This is a genomic window from Bradyrhizobium sp. LHD-71, from assembly GCF_031157255.1.
Classification (GTDB): Bacteria; Pseudomonadota; Alphaproteobacteria; order Rhizobiales; family Xanthobacteraceae; genus P52-10.
Map to the genome: position 1 here is coordinate 222,177 of NZ_JAVIFX010000001.1, position 21,011 is coordinate 243,187.

18 protein-coding genes and 1 pseudogene are annotated in these 21,011 nt (G+C 62.5%); 8 read left to right on the forward strand and 11 right to left on the reverse strand.

Annotated features, from left to right (window positions below; genetic code table 11):
• Nucleotides 1-15: 15 nt before the first annotated feature.
• Both RCO31_RS01095 and RCO31_RS01100 read right to left on the reverse strand, forming a co-directional pair.
• Nucleotides 16-1,770 carry an ABC transporter permease subunit gene (locus RCO31_RS01095; protein WP_308966322.1) on the reverse strand — a complete coding sequence of 585 codons (1,755 nt, stop codon included), beginning with the start codon at nucleotides 1,768-1,770 and terminating at the stop codon, nucleotides 16-18.
• Nucleotides 1,771-1,877: 107 nt separating this feature from the next.
• Complete coding sequence (locus tag RCO31_RS01100; RefSeq protein ID WP_308966323.1) at nucleotides 1,878-2,120, reverse strand: hypothetical protein; 243 nt, start codon at nucleotides 2,118-2,120, stop codon at nucleotides 1,878-1,880.
• 349 nt (nucleotides 2,121-2,469) lie between these two features.
• Here RCO31_RS01100 and RCO31_RS01105 point away from each other — a divergent pair, with 349 nt between their 5' ends.
• A complete protein-coding gene (locus RCO31_RS01105) occupies nucleotides 2,470-3,549 on the forward strand; it encodes a DUF1194 domain-containing protein (protein WP_308966324.1) in 1,080 nt (359 codons plus the stop codon).
• Nucleotides 3,550-3,551: 2 nt separating this feature from the next.
• On the opposite strand, the gene RCO31_RS01110 is transcribed toward RCO31_RS01105, so the two are convergent.
• Nucleotides 3,552-4,979, reverse strand: coding sequence for a carbohydrate porin (locus tag RCO31_RS01110; protein ID WP_308966325.1), 1,428 nt, complete (start codon nucleotides 4,977-4,979; stop codon nucleotides 3,552-3,554).
• 239 nt (nucleotides 4,980-5,218) lie between these two features.
• On the opposite strand from RCO31_RS01110, the gene RCO31_RS01115 reads away from it, so the two are divergent.
• The 3 genes and pseudogenes from RCO31_RS01115 to RCO31_RS01125 all read left to right on the forward strand — a co-directional run.
• Nucleotides 5,219-5,641: a hypothetical protein gene (locus tag RCO31_RS01115; RefSeq protein ID WP_308966326.1), complete on the forward strand. Its 423-nt coding sequence runs from the start codon at nucleotides 5,219-5,221 to the stop codon at nucleotides 5,639-5,641.
• Nucleotides 5,642-5,736: 95 nt separating this feature from the next.
• A complete protein-coding gene (locus tag RCO31_RS01120) occupies nucleotides 5,737-6,363 on the forward strand; it encodes a glutathione S-transferase (protein WP_308966327.1) in 627 nt (208 codons plus the stop codon).
• A gap of 273 nt (nucleotides 6,364-6,636) precedes the next feature.
• Nucleotides 6,637-6,968, forward strand: a pseudogene (locus RCO31_RS01125) (DUF3088 domain-containing protein); the annotation flags it as partial.
• Nucleotides 6,969-6,990: 22 nt separating this feature from the next.
• Here RCO31_RS01125 and RCO31_RS01130 read toward each other — a convergent pair.
• Entirely contained in the window at nucleotides 6,991-7,407 is a 417-nt protein-coding gene (locus tag RCO31_RS01130) for a DoxX family protein (protein WP_308966328.1), read from the reverse strand.
• A gap of 153 nt (nucleotides 7,408-7,560) precedes the next feature.
• On the opposite strand from RCO31_RS01130, the gene RCO31_RS01135 reads away from it, so the two are divergent.
• From RCO31_RS01135 to RCO31_RS01145, 3 genes are all read left to right on the forward strand, one after another.
• Nucleotides 7,561-8,220 (forward strand): hypothetical protein, encoded by a 660-nt coding sequence (locus RCO31_RS01135; protein ID WP_308966329.1) that lies wholly within the window; start codon nucleotides 7,561-7,563, stop codon nucleotides 8,218-8,220.
• Nucleotides 8,221-8,432: 212 nt separating this feature from the next.
• Nucleotides 8,433-10,466 carry a TRAP transporter fused permease subunit gene (locus RCO31_RS01140; protein WP_308966330.1) on the forward strand — a complete coding sequence of 678 codons (2,034 nt, stop codon included), beginning with the start codon at nucleotides 8,433-8,435 and terminating at the stop codon, nucleotides 10,464-10,466.
• A 12-nt stretch (nucleotides 10,467-10,478) separates the two neighbouring features.
• Nucleotides 10,479-11,456 carry a TAXI family TRAP transporter solute-binding subunit gene (locus RCO31_RS01145; protein WP_308966331.1) on the forward strand — a complete coding sequence of 326 codons (978 nt, stop codon included), beginning with the start codon at nucleotides 10,479-10,481 and terminating at the stop codon, nucleotides 11,454-11,456.
• A 227-nt stretch (nucleotides 11,457-11,683) separates the two neighbouring features.
• Here the strand turns inward: RCO31_RS01145 and RCO31_RS01150 are convergent, their stop codons facing one another.
• The 4 genes from RCO31_RS01150 to RCO31_RS01165 form a co-directional block, all read right to left on the reverse strand.
• On the reverse strand, nucleotides 11,684-12,193 hold the full coding sequence (locus RCO31_RS01150) for a cytochrome P460 family protein (protein ID WP_308966385.1): 510 nt from the start codon (nucleotides 12,191-12,193) through the stop codon (nucleotides 11,684-11,686).
• A 23-nt stretch (nucleotides 12,194-12,216) separates the two neighbouring features.
• The gene (locus tag RCO31_RS01155) at nucleotides 12,217-13,269 is read right to left on the reverse strand and encodes an alpha/beta hydrolase (protein WP_308966332.1); all 1,053 of its coding nucleotides are present in this window, start codon (nucleotides 13,267-13,269) and stop codon (nucleotides 12,217-12,219) included.
• A 437-nt stretch (nucleotides 13,270-13,706) separates the two neighbouring features.
• On the reverse strand, nucleotides 13,707-14,246 hold the full coding sequence (locus RCO31_RS01160; RefSeq protein WP_308966333.1) for a GNAT family protein: 540 nt from the start codon (nucleotides 14,244-14,246) through the stop codon (nucleotides 13,707-13,709).
• 180 nt (nucleotides 14,247-14,426) lie between these two features.
• A complete protein-coding gene (locus RCO31_RS01165; RefSeq protein WP_308966334.1) occupies nucleotides 14,427-14,759 on the reverse strand; it encodes a phasin family protein in 333 nt (110 codons plus the stop codon).
• A 412-nt stretch (nucleotides 14,760-15,171) separates the two neighbouring features.
• Between RCO31_RS01165 and RCO31_RS01170 the strand changes: the two genes are divergently transcribed.
• On the forward strand, nucleotides 15,172-16,944 hold the full coding sequence (locus RCO31_RS01170) for a serine hydrolase (RefSeq protein WP_308966335.1): 1,773 nt from the start codon (nucleotides 15,172-15,174) through the stop codon (nucleotides 16,942-16,944).
• A gap of 126 nt (nucleotides 16,945-17,070) precedes the next feature.
• On the opposite strand, the gene RCO31_RS01175 is transcribed toward RCO31_RS01170, so the two are convergent.
• The 3 genes from RCO31_RS01175 to RCO31_RS01185 all read right to left on the reverse strand — a co-directional run bounded on the left by RCO31_RS01175 (nucleotide 17,071) and on the right by RCO31_RS01185 (nucleotide 21,011).
• On the reverse strand, nucleotides 17,071-17,793 hold the full coding sequence (locus RCO31_RS01175) for a DnaJ domain-containing protein (RefSeq protein WP_308966336.1): 723 nt from the start codon (nucleotides 17,791-17,793) through the stop codon (nucleotides 17,071-17,073).
• 110 nt (nucleotides 17,794-17,903) lie between these two features.
• Nucleotides 17,904-18,632 (reverse strand): VWA domain-containing protein, encoded by a 729-nt coding sequence (locus RCO31_RS01180; protein WP_308966337.1) that lies wholly within the window; start codon nucleotides 18,630-18,632, stop codon nucleotides 17,904-17,906.
• 105 nt (nucleotides 18,633-18,737) lie between these two features.
• Entirely contained in the window at nucleotides 18,738-21,011 is a 2,274-nt protein-coding gene (locus RCO31_RS01185) for a xanthine dehydrogenase family protein molybdopterin-binding subunit (protein ID WP_374991404.1), read from the reverse strand.

Sequence of the window (21,011 nt, forward strand, 5' to 3'; positions counted from 1 at the left end):
CCTCCGCATGGTTGGTCAGTTCAGACGCAGGCGGCGCTCGGCGAACACATAGAGCGGACGCCAGAGCATGCGGTTGAACAGCGTGACGAACAGCGACATGACGCCAATGCCCAGCACGACGCGCGGAAAGTCTCCGGCTGCGGTCGCCTTGGCGATGTAGGCGCCGAGGCCATAGGCTTGGAGCCTGGTGTCACCCCAGCTTGCGACCTCCGCCACGATGCTGGCGTTCCAGGAGCCGCCGGAGGCAGTCAGCGCGCCCGTGACATAGTAGGGAAAGATGCCCGGCAGAATGACTTTGCGCCACCAGGTCCAGGACCGCAGGTGATAGATCGCCGCCGCCTCCCGAAGGTCGCTCGGAAACGCACTCGCGCCCGCGATGACGTTGAAGAGGATGTACCACTGCGTCCCGAGCACCATGAGCGGCGAGAGCCAGATGTTGGGATCGACGCCCGTTGCGACGATCCCCATCACCGCGAAGGGAAACAGCACATTGGCCGGGAAAGCAGCGAGGAACTGCGCCAGCGGCTGAACACGCTCGGCGACAACCGGCCTCAGTCCGATCCACACTCCGATGGGAACCCAGATCAGGCTCGCGACCGCGATCAGAATCACGACGCGTGAAAGCGTGGCCAAGCCGCCTCCGAAGGCCTCGAACGCGTCACGCCATGACAACGTCTGGCGCACATAGTCGATGACAAGCCAGGCCCCACACGCCGTTACAGCGACGACGACTGCGAGCCAGAGATAATCAACGGACGATGACGTGCGCCTGCTCCGCGCCGTTGCCAACCTGGGCATGCGTGCGCCAAGCCGCAACATCAGGAGGCGTTGCCAGATCCAGCCGAACGGCGCCAGCAGGTGCTTCACTAGCGAGGTCCGCCGGATGAGACCGTACATCCAGGACCGCGGCTTTTGCTGACTGGCGGTCTGCTCGGCGCGAAACTTGTCCGCCCACGCCACGACCGGCCGGAACAGGAGCTGATCGTAGAGAAGGATGACAAACGCCATCGCCAGGACAGCCCACCCCACGGCGGCGAAATCCTGCTGGTCGATGGCAAGGGCGAGATAGGAGCCGATCCCGGGAAGCTGGACTGTCGTGCTGCCGACCGTGATGGCCTCGGAAGCGACAACGAAGAACCAGCCGCCCGACATCGACATCATCGTGTTCCAGATGAGTCCCGGTGCAGCAAACGGTGCCTCCAACCGCCAGAACCGTTGCCAAGCCGAAAGCCCGAAGCTGCGGCTCGCCTCATCGAGATCGCGCGGCACAGTTTTCAGCGACTGGTAGAACGAGAAGGCCATGTTCCATGCCTGACTCGTGAAGATTGCGAAGATCGACGCGCATTCAGCGCCGAGTTCACTTCCTGGAAAAAGTCCCATGAAGAAGGTGACGGTAAAGGTGAGGAAGCCGAGCACCGGCACCGACTGCAGGATGTCAAGCGCAGGGATGATGATCAGTTCGGCACGACGGCTCTTGGCTGCGAGCGCCGCCACGACGAAAGTGAACAACAGTGAGGCGAAGATCGCCGCGAACATGCGCAATGTCGTGCGCAGCGCATATTCGGGAAGCCCGGCAACGTCCAGCGAGACAGGTTCGCGCGACAACGCGTCGAGCGAGTCACCCATGCCGGCCGCCCCGTGCGCGGCAAGGATGACCAGGGCCGCAATGAGGGAGAACGCGGCCAGGTCATAGACATTCGGTCGCATGCGAGCGCGCACGAGCGCGGCGACGGCGCCGAGCGCCGGACGATCGTCAGGAAGAAAGACCATGGCAAGCCTCGCGGCAATCGAGACCGATACTCGCCCTGCCCGGCGACATGAGCCGTGCGCGCTTGCGCCCTGCGGATACCTGCAAGCGCAACATCGGTTGAGCTGGGTTACGCGGCGCGGCGCAAACTGTCGCCATCGTCGGTTGCCGCGGCTTCGGTCCAACGGCACTCGAGCCGTCCGCTTGTCGGGTTCGTGTGCCAGCCGGCAACGAGCGCGCGGCGTACCGGCGCTCGCGGTCGCCCCTCCATGGGGAGAACGGCGGTAGTTCTTGTTTTGAAGGTGTTCGCCCGCTCGGAACGTGACGCGGGCGCCGCGACATTCTCGCGAAGAAAGACGATGTTCTTGTTCATGGCTTACCTCCCGGAAATGTCCCCTGCAGGACCCGGGAGGCGAAGCGGACAGACCTTTATCTGGCCCAGCCGGCACTCGCCCGGCGGGTGATGCCGGGAGCAATCCTGGTTGACGGGTTGAGTGTCCGACAGAAGTTTCGCGTCTCTGCCGGACAGCGACTAGGGTAGCTGTCCATTACCTGCTTCGTTTGATCGAGAAATGGCTCCGGAACCGGAAGGCCGCGCGGGGAATGCGCCCCAAAATCGAACGTGTCAAGCGACCAATGCGCCTCTACGGGCGGACATTCCGAAAATTATACTCATGTATATGCAATCAGAATTGTGATCGTCGGGTCGGCCGGGGATCGCTATGCTTTTCCTCGAAACCGGCAGCGGAGTTCGCAAGTTGGTTCGAGCTGTTCGATCTGCATTGATCGCACTTGTTCTTGCGATGGCGGTCCACCTGTCGTCGGCGAAAGCCGGCGAGCCGGTCGATATGCTGCTGGTGCTGGCAGCGGATGTTTCGCGCAGCGTCGACCAGCAGAAGTTCCAGCTTCAGCGCGAGGGCTACGCTGCCGCGATCTCGAATCCGAACGTGTTAAATGCCATCGTTTCCGGCACTCACCAGCGGATTGCATTGGCCTTTGTCGAATGGTCCGGTGCGGATTCACAGAAGGTCGTGATCGACTGGACGCTTATCAGCGACAAGGCGTCTGCACGCCGCTTCGGCGACCAGCTCCTGGAAGCGCCCCGCTCCTTCGCGGACCGCACGTCCATCAGCGGCGCAATCGATTTCGCAGCAACCCGCTTCGATAATGCCCCTTTTGAATCCAATCGGCGAACGATCGACGTATCTGGCGATGGCAACAACAATTCCGGCCGCGACGTGACCGTCGCCCGCGATGCGGCACTGGCCAAGGGTATCACGATCAACGGGCTCGTCATCCTGACAGAGAACCCACAGCTATGGGATTCCGACCACACCAATCCCCCTGGCGGGCTGGAAGCCTACTATCGCGACAACGTCATCGGCGGGCCCGGTGCCTTCGTGATCGCTGCGAAGAACTTCGAGTCGTTTGGTGAGGCCATCACCAAAAAGCTGGTCGCAGAAATCGCCCAAGGACCCGATCTGCAAGACGCGCCGGAGCGCAGTGCTCAGCCGCGCCCTTCATCGATCGTAAGAGCCGCGATGCCATTGCAAATCCTCGGGCGCGAGCCAAGCGAAGGAGTAGTTCGAAGTGAAGATCGCTGCGATGACCCTGATCGCATTGTTGTTCACAATGCCGCTGTTCGCCATGCATCTTTATGCGAGGGCTTACGTGCAGCCTGTTATCGAGCAGCCGAACGATTGCAAGGATCCCAGTTCGCGACCCGGATCGAGAGCGGACGTGTCAGTCCCACCGCGCTTCTTTGGGACGCTCGCCTGAGCCCTGACCGCGCAAGGCGCTGACTTCAATAGCGCATGGTTGAGCGTATCCCGACGATCACGGCGTTCCTGACAGGCTCGGTGGGTGACGCGTCGCCGGCAACGTGCCCGCCGGGATGGAACACGAACTGCAGGTTTGGCTGCACGGTCCAGCCCGGCGCGATGCTCGCGGAATAGGACAGATCGAACGACAGCTCGTAGTCGCGCAGTGGCGTCGGCAAGCCGGTGAAAAGTCGCGCGTCGTGATCGAACGCGCGCGCATGCTTTGAAACATGCGCGTAGAGAAACGATGCGCCGAACGCGTCGGCGGGACGCTGCGGGATCAGGCCTGCGAAGATGATGCCGCCATCGAGATAGAAATCGACGAGGTTGCGATCCGGCGGGCTCCAGGCGGCGCGCGCGAACAGCAAGACGCCTGAATTGGCGTCGCCGCCCGGCGGCCGGTAGAGCTGCTGATCGAGCACTGCATAAATCCCGTCATTGCCGTGCACGCGACGCGCAATGCCGACGCTGAGCGGGCTTGCGAGCGAAAACCCGTTGATGTCGAAGCGCAGGTGATCGAACCGGTCGAAGTGGTGCCAGCCGCCGAAGCGGATGCCGCCGGCGAGGCCTTTCGCCGTCGGCTCCTGGTTATAGCGATACTGCAGTTCGCCGATCACGAACGGCGGATCGTTGACGCGAAAGTTCAGGCCGTGGCGGTTGCATTGCTCGGGTTCGAACCCGCACGCGCCGGCTGGATCGCCGTTGAATACGGCGAGCAGCGCGGTGGTCTGCGGCGTCGGGTCTAGCTTCAGCCGCACGCCCGGCGTCGATAGCGGGTATGCCGGCCCAGCACTCGGAATGCCGGCTTTCGGGTTGGTTGGCCAATCGCTTGAGATGAAGAAGCCGAAATACTGGCTGAACAGGAATTCGGTGTCGACCACCAGCTGGCCGGCGCGCAGGCTCGCCATGCCGCCGAACAGCTGCTGTTCGAGCCAGAGCTCCGAGAGCCGCGTCGCCGGCAGCGCCTCGATGTTGCTGACCGTGTTCAAGCCGCCGATCAGGTTGCGATTTGGGCCCTTGCTGCCGTGAAGCTGAAAGGCGTTGGCGTAGAAGCTCAAGCCGTCGAGCCCTGCGAGCCGGCCGAGATCAACGCCGATCATGGCTTCGAGCTTCCCATCGAAGATGGTGCGGCGCCGGACCCCGCCTGCGACGTTCGACAAGACCTCGGTGGTGTGGATTAGGCCGAAGGTGATGCCGCGCTCTGCAAGCCAGCGCCGCGCACCGAACGGGTCGCCATCCTCTGGCAGGCTGGTCGCGATCGTCGGCTGCGGAGACACGCCCGGCGGCGGATCGCCCTGCCCGAAGGCGGACGACGTCAGCACAAGGACGGTTGCGGTCGAAACGAGCGCCCGGCGCAAAGCCGGCGGCAGACCATTGACGTTTCCCACATCGACAACAGTCAGCCCACGCATCGACAGCGATCCCCAACACCGGCCGCTCACGCGACGGTCCCCGCAGCCGGCGACCCCAATGATCCAAGCCCGGCCAGTTCGCGAAGATTGATAATGATAATGAGAAGCATTCGCAACTAGAATTTTGACTGCCGCCGCGACCCGCTATGAATTCCAGGCAACGCCAGAACAAAACTCGAACACTTTTTCAACGACTCACGTAGGATACTCGGCCCTGAATTCCTGATGGGTGGGGCAAGATGTCTGAAATCGCTCGTGATTTTTCCGCAGTCGTGCGGCTCTGCGAATATTGCCGCGAGTTGGAGCGGCTGCACCTGTGGGGCGATGACGACGAGATCGATCGCGAATTCAACGCCGTCTGCCGCGCCATGTGGGCCTATACGTGCGACGACTTCCACGACGACTCGCTCTCGGTGGAGGACCACGCCTTCCTCGACAACCTGACAAAGAAGACCGCGTACGAATTCGCGCTGGAGAACGGCTACGACCTCGCCGACTACAACAACGGCGGCTATGTGTCCGACTGGTGGGGGTTTGCCTGGATGATCCTCGCCGAGAAGCGCGGCCTGTTCACGCCCGAGCAACGCACAGCCGCCTGGGCCAAGCACGACGCGAAGCTCTTGGCCGAGACCAAGGTGATCGGCGTGATCCGGGGACTATGAACGGAGACAATTTTGCGAACGTGGAGGCCCGCGACAAGCACGGGCGTGACGCGTAAGATTAGGCCGCCCTTCCCTCGATCAAGATCAGGCCCGTCATGCTCAAGTTCTATTTCGCTCCGCAGACCTGCGCACTCGCCTCCCATATCGCCCTGATCGACGCGGGCGCCGTCCACGAAGCGGTGTTCGTCAGCTTCGAGAAGGAAGAGCAGCGCAAGCCGGAATACCTCGCCATCAATCCGAAGGCGCGCGTGCCCTCGCTGGTCACTGACCGTGGCGTGCTGACCGAGACGCCGGCGATCCTGGCTTTCATCGCCCAGAGCTGGCCGCAGGCAAAGCTTGCGCCGACCGATCCCTATCAATTCGCGCAGGCGCAGGCATTCAACAGCTACCTCTGTTCGACGCTGCATGTTGCGCACGCCCACCGTCGGCGCGGCTATCGCTGGGCCGACGAGCCGTCGTCCTTCGCCGACATGGAGCGCAAGGTGCCACAGACAGTCGGCGACTGCTTCTCGCTCGTGGAGCAGATTATGTTCAAAGGCCCGTGGGTGCTGGGCGAAAGCTACTCGATCTGCGATCCCTATCTCTTCACCGTCGCACGGTGGATTGAAGGCGATGGCATCGACCCGGCGAAATTCCCCAAGGTCGCCGAGCATCGCCGCCGCATGAGCGAGCGCGCATCGGTGCGCGAGGCGCTCGCGGTCCAAGAGCCGCGCCGGAGCTAGTGTCCCGAATCCGAGGTTCGCCATACTTTGCAGCGAGCTCAGAGCGAACTTCGGATTCGATCAGGACACTAGCAAGCTTACGATTCTAGTGTCGTTTATGGATCAGAAATTCGCACGATGGACTCGCGGCAATGATGGTGCGAATTTCTGATCCACGACACTAGGACTGCCCCCGATGCGGTCAGGGAAGCTTTCCTGCGAACTGCCTTTTGCTTCACGTACGACCGGCGGCGTGATCGGGGTTACAATGAACCGCGATAAGCTCTTCCTGCTCCATCCCGGCGGTTCTACTGATGGCATTGCGCGCTCATCGAAGGTGTCCTGACCCTGTTCCCCGAACTCAGCCGAGACCTTGATGTGGTGCGGGTCGCATGGGCCGCCCGAGACAGGAGGTCATTGATCTCGTCGGAGAGGAGAGCCAGTCCCTGCCCTTGCTGGTCCTGGTGTCAGGCGCGACATCTGCACATCAGACAAACACGTACAAAGGCCGAGCTTTCATCTCGGACAAGGACAGGATTCTTGCTGCACTCTCAGAACGCCATGGCTTTCCTGAGCCTCATCCGCAGAGGCCGTCTGGATTGCTGACGTCATTGCCGGCACATTGACACCAGACGAGGAGACGCGCCCTTAGCTGTCCCGGCGCATGGCCGCGTCGACGCTCCAGGGACCGGGCCCTGCGAACACGAAGTAGAAGAAGACGAAGCAGTACAGCACCGCAAGTTCGCCGCTATTGACGATCGGAAAGAAGCCTCGGGTGGCATGCGCGATGAAATAGGCGGCCGCCAGCAGGCCCGACAGGACGAACGCGACAGGCCGTGTGAACAGACCGATCGTAAACAGCGCCCCGCCGATCAATTCCAGCACACCGGCCATGCCCGACAACGACGTCACCGACGCATTCGCGAGCGCCGGCACGACCGGGAAGCCGAGGAACTTCGCGGTGCCGTGTTGCATCAGTTCGAGACCTGTCACGATGCGCAGCACGCTCAGAACACGCGGCGCCCAGGAGTTCAATGTCGCATTCAATGTCGCTTCAGTAGCCATTGGCTGTCCCCTTGACCCGCAATCCCCTGCGGCAGCCGATCAACCCGCGCGGCGCCCCGCGGGTTCCCGCGGCATACAGTTCTTAAGCCGGCTCGCTTGCGAAGACAAATGTAGCTGTGCAAGGTCTGCTGCGACGAACTTTCGAGACGAGGCATGACAACGGTCCGCACCCACTATCTGCACCATCGCATCGACTGCGAGCCAATGGCATGGAATGCCGTCGGCAAGGCACTGGTCGCCAAGGCGCCGGCGATCGAGGCCGCGGACGGCCTGCTTTACGGCATCTGGCGAAGCCAGATCGGCCAACCGCGCGACACCCTCAACGCCATCACCGTGTGGGGCGAAGCCGGCGCTGGCCAGGCCGCCTTTATGGATCTGCTCGGACCGACGAACAGCGTTCGCACCCAGGACGTCACGGCGATGACGCCGACGCTGCGCCCCCTCAGCGACACACCGCCCAGACGACAAGGAAATTTCGCTTTTCGCTGGTTCGAGACGCCGAGGCAGAACTGGCAGGAGTTTCTCGATCTCTGCGCGCAAGCGTGGCCCGGCTTCGAATCGTCCTACGACTCGCAAGTGATCGGCCTCTGGAAGGTCGAGGATGTCTCCCAGCCCGACGTCGTGCGCAGCCTGTTGCTGACGCGCCGGCCTGACCTTGCCATGTGGGAGCGCTCGAAGATCCCCCAAGGCGAAAAGGAACAAGCCGTGCGCGACGCGCTGAGCCGCCGCTACGACCTCTGCTCGTCGACCTACGTCTACACCACGACGCTGATGACGGCCGAGGACCGCGAAGACCGGGAGCGCTGGACCTGAAGCGGAGCTTGCGCCCGCCGCCCTCAAATCGGCCACGTCAAGCCCAACATTAATTGAGCGAATTTCGCGCAATAAATGCTTGCCATCGCTCGATAAATCCGTCTCGATACGCCGCGCTGAAACGAGCCGCCAGGGCACTTTCCGGCAACGAGCGAAACCGCTGCCTGAAGGCCCGAGAACAACGCGGCCGCTGCAGCCCCCGGGGGACACGCATGTCATCAAACGATACGCCGGCGAAGGACGTGCCGGCGCAAGACGAGATTGTTACAGTTTCGGACGACGCGCTGCGCAAGGCGGAGCAGTTTGTCGAGGCGGAGGAAGGCGCGACAAATCGCCTGTCCGGCTGGGCCGGAACGGCGGTGACCGCCATTGCCGTGGCGATGACCCTCTTCCACCTTTATGCCGCCTACGCGATCGTGCCAACGCAGGAGCTGCGCTACACCCACGTCGCCTTTACCCTGGTGTTAAGCTTCCTCCTGTTCCCGCTGGCCGCACGCTTCCGCAACCGCGTACGGTGGTGGGATATCATCCCGGGTCTCCTTGCAGTCGCCACCATCGCCTATGCGCTATGGGGCGGCGAGGACTTCACCGATCGCGCGGCTGTTCCCGAGCGCTGGGATATCGCCGTCGGCGTCGTTTTCATCGTGCTATTGCTGGAAGCCACACGGCGCACCACCGGCCCGATCATGCCCGTGGTCGCCATCGTGTTCATCGCCTATGCGATGTTGGGACCCTACCTTCCTGCGCCCTGGACGCATCGTGGCTACGACCTTGCGCGCCTGGTCGGACACCTGTTCATCACCCTCGAAGGAGTTTTCGGCGTCGCGGTCGACGTGTCGGCGACCCTGATCATTCTGTTCACGATCTATGGCGCGTTCCTGCACCAGTCGGGTGCGGGAAAGTTCTTCATCGATTTCTCGCTGGCGCTCATGGGCGGCAAGCCGAACAGCGCCGGACGCACTGTTGTGCTGTCGTCGTTCCTGCTGGGCGGCCCATCCGGTTCGGGCGTCGCCACCACGGTAATGATCGGCACCGTCGCCTATCCGATGCTGGAAAAGGCGGGCTTCGAGAAGAACGCTGCCGGCGGACTCCTTGCCGCCGGCGGGCTCGGCGCGATCCTGTCTCCGCCCGTGCTGGGTGCCGCAGCCTTCCTGATCGCCGAGTTTTTGAAGATCGGCTATCTCGAAGTGATTCAGATGGCGATCATTCCGACCTGCCTCTACTACCTGTCGCTGCTCATCATGGTGGAGCTCGATGCGCGGCGGTTCGGCGCGCACGACGTGTCGCTCCACCTCGACATGACGCTCGGCCAGATGACGCGGCGCTATGGCTTCCACTTCGTCTCGCTGCTCGCCGTCGTCATCTTCATGCTGTTCGGATATTCCGCGTCGCTGTCGGTGTTCTACGCCACACTTACGACTTTCGCGCTGAGCTTCCTTCGCCCCGAAACCGCGCTGGTACCGAAGAAGCTGGTGCGCGCGATGGCCGACGGCTCGATTGGCGCGTTGAACGCGGCGACGACGTGCGCCTGCGCCGGCATCGTCGTCGGCGTCGTCACTCTGACCGGTCTCGGGCTGAAATTTTCGTCGATCGTCATCACCTATGCCGGAGGCAGCCTGCTGCTGACGGCCGCCTACACGGCGCTGATCGTCTGGATCATCGGGCTCGCGGTCCCGGTGACGGCCTCCTACATCATCTGCGCGGTGATCGCAGCGCCTGCGCTGACCAAGCTCGGCGTTCCGGATTTCGCTGCGCACATGTTCATTTTCTACTATGCTGTGCTGTCCGAGGTGTCGCCGCCGACGGCGCTCTCGCCGTTCGCAGCCGCTGCGATCACCGGCGGCGATCCCTACAGGACCACGCTGCAATCCTGGAAATACACCCTTCCCGCCTTCCTCGTGCCGTTCGTGTTCGTGGTCGATCCGCAAGGCGTCGGCCTGCTGCTGAAGATTCCGAAGGACGGATCCTGGATCGACATCCTGCTCATCACCGCCAAGACGACACTCGGCCTGCTGGCATTGGCTGCCGCCGCACAGAACTGGGTGCTGCGAAAAAATACCACGCTTGAACGCGCGCTGCTTGTGCTATCGGGGCTGCTGCTGGTGTTTCCCGCATTGATCGAGGCGATCATCGAACTCATCGTCGGGCGCGACATCAGTTATACTTTTGTACCAGGCGTCCTGATCGGGCTCGGCGTGGTACTGTGGCAAGCAAGAACGCCGACACAGCCGGCGGTCACGACGTAATGGGAGTGAACGATGTCGAACAGAGTTTTTAGAACCGCAGCTGCGCTGACGGTGGTTGCCGCGGCCGGCCTTGCCTGCGCCGGCATCGTGCATGCGCAGCAAAAGACGATAGCGATCGGCACCGGCGGCACCGGTGGCGTCTACTATCCGCTCGGCGGCGCGGTCGCCAACGTGCTGTCGAAGAACCTGCCGAACGTGCAGGCTACCGCCGAGGTGACCGGCGGCTCGGTCGACAATCTCAAGCTGATCGGCGCTGGTCGGAGTGAACTCGGCTTCACCATGGCCGATGCCGCGCTCGATGCGCTGAAGGGGGAGGACAAGTTCAAAGGCGGCAAGGTACCGTTGCAGACGCTTCTGGTTGTCTATCCAAACCGCATGCATGTGGTGACGGTCGAAGGGAGCGGCATCGAGAAGATGTCCGACCTGAAAGGCAAGCGCGTGTCGACCGGCTCGCCGGGCAGCGCCACCGAGGTCATGGCTTTCCGCGTGATCGAGGCCGCCGGCCTCGACAAGGACAAAGACATGAAGCGTGAGCGGCTCGGTGTGGCCGAGTCTGTGAACGCGGTGAAGGACAAGAAGATCGATGCGTTCTTCTGGGTCGGCGGCATTCCGACGGCTGCAGTGACGGACCTCGCCGCGACGCCCGGCGTCAAGATCAAGATGATCGATCACGCGGACGCTGTCGCAAAGATGAATGCGAAGTATGGCGATCTCTATGCGATGGGCACGATCCCGAAGGGATCCTATCCGGGCTATGACAAGGACAACGCGATCGCCGAAGTCTGGAACATCATCGTCACCGGCGACAAGATGAGCAACGACGAGGCCTACAACATCGTCAAGACGCTGGTGGAGAAGAAGGCCGATCTGGTCGCCGTGCACAAGGAAGCGGAGAGCTTCTCCCTTGACAACCAGAAGCAGTCGAAGTCGCCGATCCCGTTCCATCCCGGCGCGCTGAAGTACTTTAAGGAAAAGGGCATCACGAACTGACGCCCTTTTCACGACCTGGAAATCAGGTTGGTCTCGTCGCAATCACAGTCTCGGTGTCGCCCCCGCGGAGGCGGGGGCCGATATTCCAGAGCGTCCGAGGCTAGATCACTGTCGCTCTGGAATATGGATCCCCGCCTCCGCGAGGAGGACGCCGAGCGTTTTGTCGTATCGGCGTTCAACCTAAACTCATCACGCCTTCAGCAACGGCAAGTCGGGACCTGATTGCGCTAAGGCGCGAACCGCGTGAAGACGTAGTCGTGTCCTTTCACCCGCGCCTCGTGGCACGCAAAGCAGGTTTGATGCTGCGCCTCGTCGACGGGCTTGCCGTCGACAAATCTGCCGAACCCCCAGCCGCCGGTGGCCGCATATTTCTTCGAATCCTTGACCATGATCTGGATGGTCGTGGCCGCACCTGGAACAGAGGCAGGTTCGAATTCAGGCGATTGCACATGTTTCCAGGCAAGCTTTGCGAGAACGGTTCCATCCGGAAACGGCAGCGTCCCCTCACGATAGGCTTTGATCGCTGTGGCGTTTCCGAGGACGGCGCGGAGCTCGTTCAGCGGCTCCGCTTCCTGGGCCACTCCAATCAACTCCCATTGGCGATATCCCTCCGGGATTGTGACTCCATAGATCGGCGACGCCGCTTCAGCGCTTGCCTTGCTTTCGGCGACAACCATCATGGCCAACGCGGCCGAGACCCCGGCGGCTGCAGACAGCAGGAGATAGAGCGATCTCATCATCGAGTTCCTCCGGCTCTTGATCAAAAGCGATCAGCATCGATGACGGCCTGAGCGAACTCGCGCGGCGCTTCCTGAGGCAGATTGTGCCCGATACCGCCCTTGATGACGCGGTGTGCATACTTGCCCGAGAATTTCTTGGCGTAGACACTGGCGTCCGGGTGCGGCGCACCGTTGGCATCGCCTTCAAGGGTGATGGTGGGCACCGAGATGACCGGCCCCTGAGCAAGCCGCTTTTCCAGATCGTCGAATTTCGGCTCGCCCTCAGCCAGGCTGAGCCGCCAGCGATAATTATGGATCACGATGTCGACGTGATCAGGATTATCGAAAGCCTTTGCGCTACGGTCGAACGTGGCATCGTCAAAATGCCACTTTGGCGAAGCCAGCCGCCAGATGAGTTTCGAAAAATCATGTCGGTATTTGTCATAGCCAGCGCGGCCGCGCTCGGTGGCGAAGTAGTACTGGTACCACCATTCGAGCTCCGCCTTCGGCGGCAGCGGCACCTTGTTGCCTTCCTGGCTGCCGATCAGATAGCCGCTCACGGACACCAAGGCCTTGCAGCGCTCCGGCCAGAGCGCCGCGATGATGTCGGCTGTCCGCGCGCCCCAGTCATAACCGGCGATGGTTGCCTTCTCGATCCTGAGAGCATCCATCAGCGCGACGATGTCAGTCGCGAGCGCCGCCTGCTGGCCGTTTCGGGGTGTCGCATTTGAAAGGAAGCGCGTCGTGCCGTAGCCGCGCAAATACGGGATGATCACCCGGTATCCAGCGGAAGCCAGCAGCGGAGCGACGTCGACATAGCTATAGATGTCGTAAGGCCAGCCGTGCAGCAGGATGACGGCAGGCCCGTCAGCAGGACCGACTTCAGCGTACCCGACGTTCAGGACGCCGGCATCGACCTGCTTCAGTGTGCTGAAGGACGTATGCGTTCCCGGTCGGACGGCGGGCAGCTTCGGCGCGGACGTGCTGGCGGCCTGCGCACTGGTCGACCTGATCACTCCGAGTTGCGCGAGAGCGAAGGTCGCGGCGGCAATGCCGAAAAAGCGACGTCGACGATGATTGATTTGCTCTGACATTGCGCTCGCATCCATCGGTGGCTCTCCTTGATTCGAATGCATTGGACTCGGCTCCACTCAGGCAGGATTGATTGCGATATCGACGTTGTCGCGCGTGGCCTTGGCGTGCGGCCGGGTTCGGTACGTCGCGCGCATCACCATTCTCCTCGGTGAATGCGGACTTGGTGCCTCGACACCTAGGCGAAGATGGCTGCAAACGCCCGTTATGAGTTGTTAGGTGCTGTTAGCGGGCACGCGCAGCGGCCAACCCTGGACCCGGCGCGAAATAGCGGATCTGGTTACAGAATCCTTCAAGTCACGGACGGATTGGTGCGTCAGCTCACAGGCAAGCTCGCGGCGAGGTCCAGCGCTCGTTCCGCATCGCCGAGCTATCTGGCGGGCGGATATCCGGGCTGCGGGCGATCTCACCCACCATGACTGCCCCGGATCGTTGGGTGCTAAAGCACCGCCTCGCGCTCGAGCATCCATTGCGTCACCGGCTGACGGAAATTCATCAGCCCGGGCGTCGTCTCGTACGTCTTGATGTATTTGAATCCTGCGGCCTGCAGCGTCCTGTTCGGCGCGACGTTGAGCGCATAAGGTTCGCAGAATAGCCGCTTGAGCTTCAACGTCTCGAGATAGATTTTTGCCGTCTGGCGCACGAAAGCCGTGCCGTTACCGCGGAGCCTGCGTTCGGGGTTGAAGATGTGCAGGTGCATATGCGCCTCCTCGCCGAACCTGATCTTGTCCGACGACGAGAAGCCGACAGGCTTGTCATCCAGTTCCCATAGCACCAGCAGGACTTTTCGTTCCTCGACCGGCAAAGCAAACTGCTGCTCGAAGCGTGCGATCCACAGCGCCCGTTCCGGTACGAGCTTCGGATCGACACCGAGACTGTTCAGATATTCCGGCGTCGCGTTCAGAAAGTAATCGATCACGAGAGCGGTTTCGAAGAGTTGCATCGGCCGTGCGATGCGGATCGAGGACGCGTCGTTCATTGGCAGCACTCGCAAGATCAGTCGCCGTTTTCACCTTCTGGCTTTTGTTGCGACCTAGCTTCGCTTGGTCTCGAAGTGATCAGTCTCCCCCTCGCACGCCGTCAAGACAACAAAAAAAGCCCGGCTCACGCCGGGCTCAGCAACCTTATTGGAGCGTCCGGAATCCGGAACTGGGCTCCGTCATGCCGCCTTTTGCGGCTTTCCGAACGTCTCGAACGGCTTGTAAGTTTCCTTGGCAAGATCCTTGTACAGATCGCCGATCTTGGTGCTTTCGGCGACGAAGGTCTCGTACGCGGTCCTCGCATAGTCGGTCTGCACTTCGATCACCTTATCCAACGAACGAACGCCAGCGAGCTTTTCCAGGAAGGCACTGCCCTCCTCAAACGACTTCTTCGCATAATCGGTGTAGGCGGCGGCGATCGCCTGCAGGTTCTTGGTGCACGTCCCCGCAGAGGCAACAGCGGCATCGAATTGCTCTTTGCCGTAGTTCTGGAACTCTTCAACCTTGAACATTTGTGATTCCTTTTCCCTGAGCTGTTAACAAAAAATGTGACGCCCAAAGCCGCCTTGATCCGGCGGCGCAGGCCCGACCTCCCCATCAATGATCTCATTATAGTGCAGTGCACAAAATTGTCAATGAATGTTGTGCGACGCACAACATAAACCTTACATCAAAGGTCTGATTCGGGTGCAAGGTCCGGTTAACCCTTTGGCAATCCCGTCCCCCTACCGTGATGCCGTACGTTTTTGTGCGGCCAAAAGCCGGAAAATCGAGCCAGGACAGCTCGTTAGGCGGAACCCATCAACCGGGTGTTCACCTGACGTCCACCCCCTGGCCGATGGACACAAAATGGCCTTTCGAATGCTGCTCAACGAGGGTCACGGTGCCGTGAGCGGCAGGGAAAAACTAGGGGACGGGAAGTTCATGTTCCGCGCAATCGCCGCGTCCTCTCGCGGTCGTCGTCTTTTCGTGCTTGGCCTGATCACTGCGGTGTCGGCCACAATGTTTACCAGCGACTTTGCTGAAGCCAAGCGCAAGCGCGGCGGCAAGCGCACGCACGTCGCGCGCGTCGCCTACGCGCCGCCCTTTTCCACGATCGTGGTCGACGCGAATTCCGGCGCGACGCTGCAGGCGAACAACGCTGACGCCCAGCGTTTTCCCGCTTCGTTGACCAAGGTCATGACACTTTATCTACTGTTCGAGCAGATCGAGTCCGGCAGGATGAAGCTCGACACGATGATGCCTGTCTCGGAGCATGCGGCCGTTCAGGCGCCGACCAAGCTCGGCTTGCGCGAAGGCGAGCAGCTGAAGGTCGAGGACGCGATCAAGGGCCTCGTCACGCGCTCGGCCAACGACGCAGCTGTCGTGATTGCCGAGGCAGTCGCTGGCAGTGAGGAAGAATTCGCCAGACAGATGACGCGCAAGGCGCGCGCGCTTGGCATGAACCGAACCACCTATCGCAACGCGAACGGCCTGCCCGATGAGGACCAGGTCACGACGGCACGCGATCAGGCGCTGCTCGGCCGCGCGATCCAGGACCGCTTCCCGCGCTACTATCGCTATTTCGCGACGAACAGCTTCTATTATCGCGGCAAGGCGATCCGCAATCACAACAAGCTGCTTGGTCGGGTCGAAGGCGTTGACGGGATCAAGACGGGCTTTACCCGCGCGTCCGGGTTCAACCTCGTCACCTCGATCAAGCGCGGCAACCGCTATCTCGTTGCGGTCGTGCTCGGCGGCCGTTCCGGCGGTTCGCGCGACTCCATCATGCGCAACCTGATCGCCGAGAATCTGGAGCGTGGCGCAACCAAGCGTACCGTCGCCGCGATTACGGAGAATGGGCCCTCCGCCACTGCTGTTGCACAGCCGAGCGGTACGTCCGCCCGATCTGAGATCAGGTCGGCAGATAGAAAGACCGTTGAGCTGAAACCGAATGCTGCAAGCGACTTCGATGGCGAAGGCAACCCCGCCCGCCGCGACTTCGCGCCAGTTCAGGTCGCAGCCGCCGGCAGCGCCGAACCAATCGCAGCAACGACCCCCGCCACGCGGCAGCAGCGGATGGCGCCGCTCACCAACGGCGTCGTGGCCGCCCAGGCGCTGGCGCCAATCCCTGGCTCGACCGAGCCAATGACACCGGTGCGTGTGAGGACCCTGCAGGTGAAGGCCGGCACGTTGAAGGTCGCAAGCGCCGGCGCGACGCAGATCGTCCCGCAGCCCTCGCCGTCGCAGGTCGCCAGCGCGGTCGAACCCCCGCAGAGCAACGCCGTTGCAAAATCCGACCTTGCTCCACTCGCGCCGCATCACGGCAAGGGTCAGGGCATCCTGGGCACGCTACCCGCCAGTGCCATGGCTTATGCCGAGCCGGCCGCACGGGCCGGAACGACGGTGGCCGCCGTCGCAGCAGCACCTGCGCAATCGCAGATCGACGCGCACAAGCCCTCCATTCGCCCCGGAAGCTGGATCATTCAGGTCGGCGCGCTCGAAAGCGAAGCCGAAGCGAAGAGTCGCTTGAGCGAAGCCCGCGACCACGCCCGCACCATCCTCGGCAAGGCTGAGCCCTTTACCGAAGCCGTCGCCAAGGGCGACAAGCAGTTCTATCGCGCCCGCTTCGCTGGCTTCGTCGACAAGGACAAGGCGGAAGCGGCCTGCAAGACGTTGAAGCGGTCGGATTTACCTTGTTTCGCAATGAAATACTAACCATCGCTGTCTAACGTTGGAGCCATCGAGCCCGGAAACCGGGCCGTATGAGACCCGGAACGAGGTCACAGGCGCGTCAAGACAGGGCACAGGATCGCTCGCGTAGCGTTGCTTATGCGTGCGGAGTTAGTTGCGATGGCGTCGAAGAAGGGTGTCCTTGGCCTCGTTTACCCGCGAGGCGAGGTACGTCGAGCCCCCTTGGTCGGGATGGAGTTTCTTCATGAGGGAGCGGTGCGCCCGGCCGATGTCGTCCGCCGACGCCCCCGCCTGCAGGCCAAGGATCTGATAGGCCTCCTGCTCCGTCATTTTCCCGGACGCCGCACTGCCGACATTGCCGCGCTGCCCCCCTGCCCGTTCGCCTTGCGCGTTCTCACGCCAGGCGGGAAACCGGCGGTCAAGATAGCTTTCCAGAAGCGCCAGGCTTTCGGCGTCGAACGCCGAGCCGATCGCAACTAGCTGACGCAGGTCGAATTCGTCGAGCGAATGCCCGGCGTGCTCACCGGCGATGATCTGGCCGCGCAGGTTGCCGCTATCGTGATCGAGCGTCATGTCGAGGAAGGCCGAGCGCACACGCGACGTCTGGCCGCGCGAACGCTGAGACCCCCAACCCGGAATACTGAATCCGCCGGTCCCGAACGGCGTCCAGCCAAGCAGGCCGGCGCCGAAAATGCCGAGCGGAATCGCAACCGCAAGTTCACCGCGTATGCCGATGAACGCTGCGATGGCGAGCGAGACGATACCCCCGCCGATCTTCATGCCTCGCGCCAGCACCGCCGGATTGGCGGTGCGCAGCACCTGCAACAACAGGTACAGGGTGACGACGGCAACAATGCCTGCGATGAGAGCCATGCCGCGAATGTAAGCGCAGAGTTAAGGCGAAGGTAGTGGCCGGCGCGCATGAAGCGCGGCCGGCGACATTCGAATTTTTCCTCGCTGCAGCGGCGCGCGGACACGTGGCCCTACCGCATCTGCCCCAGCAGCAGCGATGCGCCCGGAGATGCCGACGAAAGCTGCTTCAGCGCCTCACGGCCGCCGGCGGCGTAGGCCGCCGCGGCTCGCAACAGTTCGCGCAATTGCGCGGCCGAGCCGGGATCGAAGCGACACCATGCGCCGCCGGTCAACCGCGCGATCTCGCGGAAAGCACGCTCCGCATCTGCATCGTGGCCCTCCTGGAACATGAAGCAAGGCACTTTCAGGAGGCCCAGTTCACCAGCTCGGGCGCAGAGATCGTCGATATCTTCTTCCATTGCGTCGCCGACGAACACCAGTGCGCGCACACCGGACGCCGACGCCTCCCGCCGGGCGTCGGCGAGAATCCGGCCGATCTGCGTCTTGCCGCCGACACACGCAATGCGGCCCATCAGTGCTGCGAGCTGCGCCGTATCGGTGATCCAGCCGGTCGCTCGGCATTCGTTGAACCCGCGGTAATAGATCAGCCGCATCGCCAGCTTGCCGACGCGGCCTGCCTCCTTGAACATGTCCGCCTGCAGGCTCAAGGCCATATCCCAGGTGGGCTGACGGCTCAGCGTCGCATCCAGCGCAAAGATCAGCTTGCCCGATGCGCCGTTGCCTGCGGGACCGAGAGCTTTCACCTGCGACAGGAAGTTCGAGATATCTGCGGACGACGACTGCACCGTCGGCGCCTTGTCCGGCGCCGACGCAGGCGTCTTCCGGTCATCGCGCGTCATGGGCACACTTCCGTTTCACGCATATGTGGGAGCGCTGTCCCGACAGCTGCGGCACCTTAAGATGGGCATTCCCGGTCCGCGCCGCCAGCGCGACATACCAAGAGCTCAAGCAAACAGGAACTTGTCAGGCGTCAGTGGCAACTCCCGGACACGCTTGCCGGTGGCGTTGAACGCTGCATTGGCTATCGCGGCTGCGACCCCGGTGATGCCGATTTCGCCGATGCCGCGCGCGCCCATGGGGGTTCGGGGATCAGGAATGTCGGTCCACAGGATGTCGATATCCGGCACGTCGAGATGCGCCGGCACATGGTAGTCCGCAATCGAGGCGCTCATGACCCGCCCGGTGCGCTCATCGAACAAGGCCTCCTCGGTCAAAGCCATACCGATTCCCATGATCATGCCGCCCCGGAATTGGCTCGCAGCGGTCTTGGGGTTGAGAATGCGGCCGCAATCAAAACAACCGACAAGGCGGTCGACGCGGACCTCGCCGGTCACATCGCTGACGAGGAGCTCGCAAAAGATCGCCGATCTGCTGTGCATCGAGAATTTGAGCATCTCGAGCGGCGCGCTGCTCACGCCGGTCACGCTGATCTGGTCGCGTGCCGCGCGCTTCAGGATCGACACGAAGCTTTCGTACCGTGACGGCTCGCCGATCTTTCGCAGGCCGCCGTTGACGAATTCGATCTCGGCCGGCCTCAAACCGGCAAGAGGCGTATCGTTGCCGGCGAGGCGCAACAGTTCGACGGCCAGTTTCCCGCTCGCCGCGTTGATGGCCGCCCCGAGCGAAGCGGTCTGCGACGAACCGCCGGCGAAACTGCCGAAGGGCAGACTGGTATCCCCGATCGTGACTGTGACACTCTCAAGCGGAAGGCCGAGGCGATCCGCCGTATGCTGTCGCTGCACCGTCGCGGTCCCCATTCCCATTTCGTGAGCGGCGCTGGACACGGTCGCATGACCGCTGCCGTCGAGGGTGATCCGGACCGTCATGCCGGGCATCCGCGCGTACGGGAACGAGCCGGTCGCACAGCCCATGCCAATGAGCCATTCGCCCTCCCGACGCGAGCGCGGTGCTGCTGCACGCCGATCCCATCCGAACCGCTTCGCGCCGAGGTCGTAGGCGAGCATCACATCGCTTTGAGAGTGCGGCGCGCCGCTGACCGGATTGCGATCGGGCACGTTGCGTCGCCTGAGCTCGATCGGATCCATTCCGAGCTCATGCGCCAGCTCGTCCATCGCACTTTCGAGTGCAAAGGTGCCTGGCGCCTCTCCGGGAGCGCGCATGAACGTGTTCGCCAGCACGTCGAGATCGATTGTATGCTGGACGACATCGAAGCTCTCCGACGCGTAGAGCGATCGGCTCGTGAGAGTGAAGGCCTCGTCGCAGGCGCTGTGCGGTGGCTTCACCGAAAAACCATGGTGCAGCAGCCCCTTGAGCCGGCCGTCCGCGGCAGCGGCGAGAGCAACACGTTGTTCGGTTGGCGAACGGCCGCCGATCAGGCGGACCATGCTCGCTCTCGACAGCGCGATACGCACCGGCCGGCCAGCGAGCTTGGCTGCGGCGGCCCCCAGAATCTGATGATCCCAGAGCGCCTTGCCGCCGAACCCGCCGCCGACGAAGGGCGAGCTGACATATACCTGCGATTCCTTGATGCCGAAGACCTTGGCGAGTGAGCCAGCGGTGCCATTCAGCATCTGTGTCGCATCGTGAACGGTCAGCCGATCGCCCTTCCAGGCAATCGTCGCAGCGTTGGGCTCGATCGGTGTGTGATTATGCCAGGGTGTACGATAGATGGCATCGACACTGCGCGCTGCGGCCTGCAATGCCACCGCAACGTCGCCTTTCTTCAGACGGTTCTTCTCGATCATCAGCGAGTCGGGCGTGCGAGCATCGGCTTTGGCCTTCTCGAACCGCGTGCGTGCGACTGCTGCTTCGTAGCCTACCTTGATCAACGACGCCGCAAGGTCGGCCTGCTCCTGTGTTTCGGCGAGCACGACCGCGACCGTCTGCCCGTTCCAGCGGATTTCTGCGTCCTGCATCACTGGCAGGATATTGTTGCCTGCGGCCTTGAGATTAGTCAGGCCGATCGGCGGCGGCACCGCCATTTTCGGCGCGTTGCGATGTGTCATGACAAGGGCAACACCAGGCGCTGTCTCGGCAGCAGCAACGTCCAGCTCCGTGATCCTGCCACGCGGAATCGTCGAATGGACGCAGGCCGCGTAGAGCAATCCCTCCATCGGCACCTCGGCGGCGAAGTGCGCGGCACCTCGAACCTTGTCCGGCCCGTCGACGCGCGACTGCTGTGTGCCGAGGGTGACGCGCCTTTCGATCAGCGGATCCGGCGTCCCACCGGGCAGCCAGTTGCCGGGGACATAGCCCAT

What these genes read in the sequence shown, in the direction of transcription:
- RCO31_RS01130 (WP_308966328.1), bottom strand. Translation starts at nt 7,407, where the DNA reads ATGGCTACTGAAGCGACATTGAATGCGACATTGAACTCCTGGGCGCCG.
- RCO31_RS01120 (WP_308966327.1), top strand. Translation starts at nt 5,737, where the DNA reads ATGCTCAAGTTCTATTTCGCTCCGCAGACCTGCGCACTCGCCTCCCAT.
- RCO31_RS01140 (WP_308966330.1), top strand. Translation starts at nt 8,433, where the DNA reads ATGTCATCAAACGATACGCCGGCGAAGGACGTGCCGGCGCAAGACGAG.
- RCO31_RS01165 (WP_308966334.1), bottom strand. Translation starts at nt 14,759, where the DNA reads ATGTTCAAGGTTGAAGAGTTCCAGAACTACGGCAAAGAGCAATTCGAT.
- RCO31_RS01115 (WP_308966326.1), top strand. Translation starts at nt 5,219, where the DNA reads ATGTCTGAAATCGCTCGTGATTTTTCCGCAGTCGTGCGGCTCTGCGAA.
- RCO31_RS01160 (WP_308966333.1), bottom strand. Translation starts at nt 14,246, where the DNA reads ATGAACGACGCGTCCTCGATCCGCATCGCACGGCCGATGCAACTCTTC.
- RCO31_RS01150 (WP_308966385.1), bottom strand. Translation starts at nt 12,193, where the DNA reads ATGAGATCGCTCTATCTCCTGCTGTCTGCAGCCGCCGGGGTCTCGGCC.
- RCO31_RS01135 (WP_308966329.1), top strand. Translation starts at nt 7,561, where the DNA reads ATGACAACGGTCCGCACCCACTATCTGCACCATCGCATCGACTGCGAG.
- RCO31_RS01145 (WP_308966331.1), top strand. Translation starts at nt 10,479, where the DNA reads ATGTCGAACAGAGTTTTTAGAACCGCAGCTGCGCTGACGGTGGTTGCC.
- RCO31_RS01175 (WP_308966336.1), bottom strand. Translation starts at nt 17,793, where the DNA reads ATGGCTCTCATCGCAGGCATTGTTGCCGTCGTCACCCTGTACCTGTTG.
- RCO31_RS01170 (WP_308966335.1), top strand. Translation starts at nt 15,172, where the DNA reads ATGTTCCGCGCAATCGCCGCGTCCTCTCGCGGTCGTCGTCTTTTCGTG.
- RCO31_RS01100 (WP_308966323.1), bottom strand. Translation starts at nt 2,120, where the DNA reads ATGAACAAGAACATCGTCTTTCTTCGCGAGAATGTCGCGGCGCCCGCG.
- RCO31_RS01180 (WP_308966337.1), bottom strand. Translation starts at nt 18,632, where the DNA reads ATGACGCGCGATGACCGGAAGACGCCTGCGTCGGCGCCGGACAAGGCG.
- RCO31_RS01110 (WP_308966325.1), bottom strand. Translation starts at nt 4,979, where the DNA reads ATGCGTGGGCTGACTGTTGTCGATGTGGGAAACGTCAATGGTCTGCCG.
- RCO31_RS01155 (WP_308966332.1), bottom strand. Translation starts at nt 13,269, where the DNA reads ATGTCAGAGCAAATCAATCATCGTCGACGTCGCTTTTTCGGCATTGCC.
- RCO31_RS01095 (WP_308966322.1), bottom strand. Translation starts at nt 1,770, where the DNA reads ATGGTCTTTCTTCCTGACGATCGTCCGGCGCTCGGCGCCGTCGCCGCG.
- RCO31_RS01185 (WP_374991404.1), bottom strand. Translation starts at nt 21,011, where the DNA reads ATGGGCTATGTCCCCGGCAACTGGCTGCCCGGTGGGACGCCGGATCCG.
- RCO31_RS01105 (WP_308966324.1), top strand. Translation starts at nt 2,470, where the DNA reads ATGCTTTTCCTCGAAACCGGCAGCGGAGTTCGCAAGTTGGTTCGAGCT.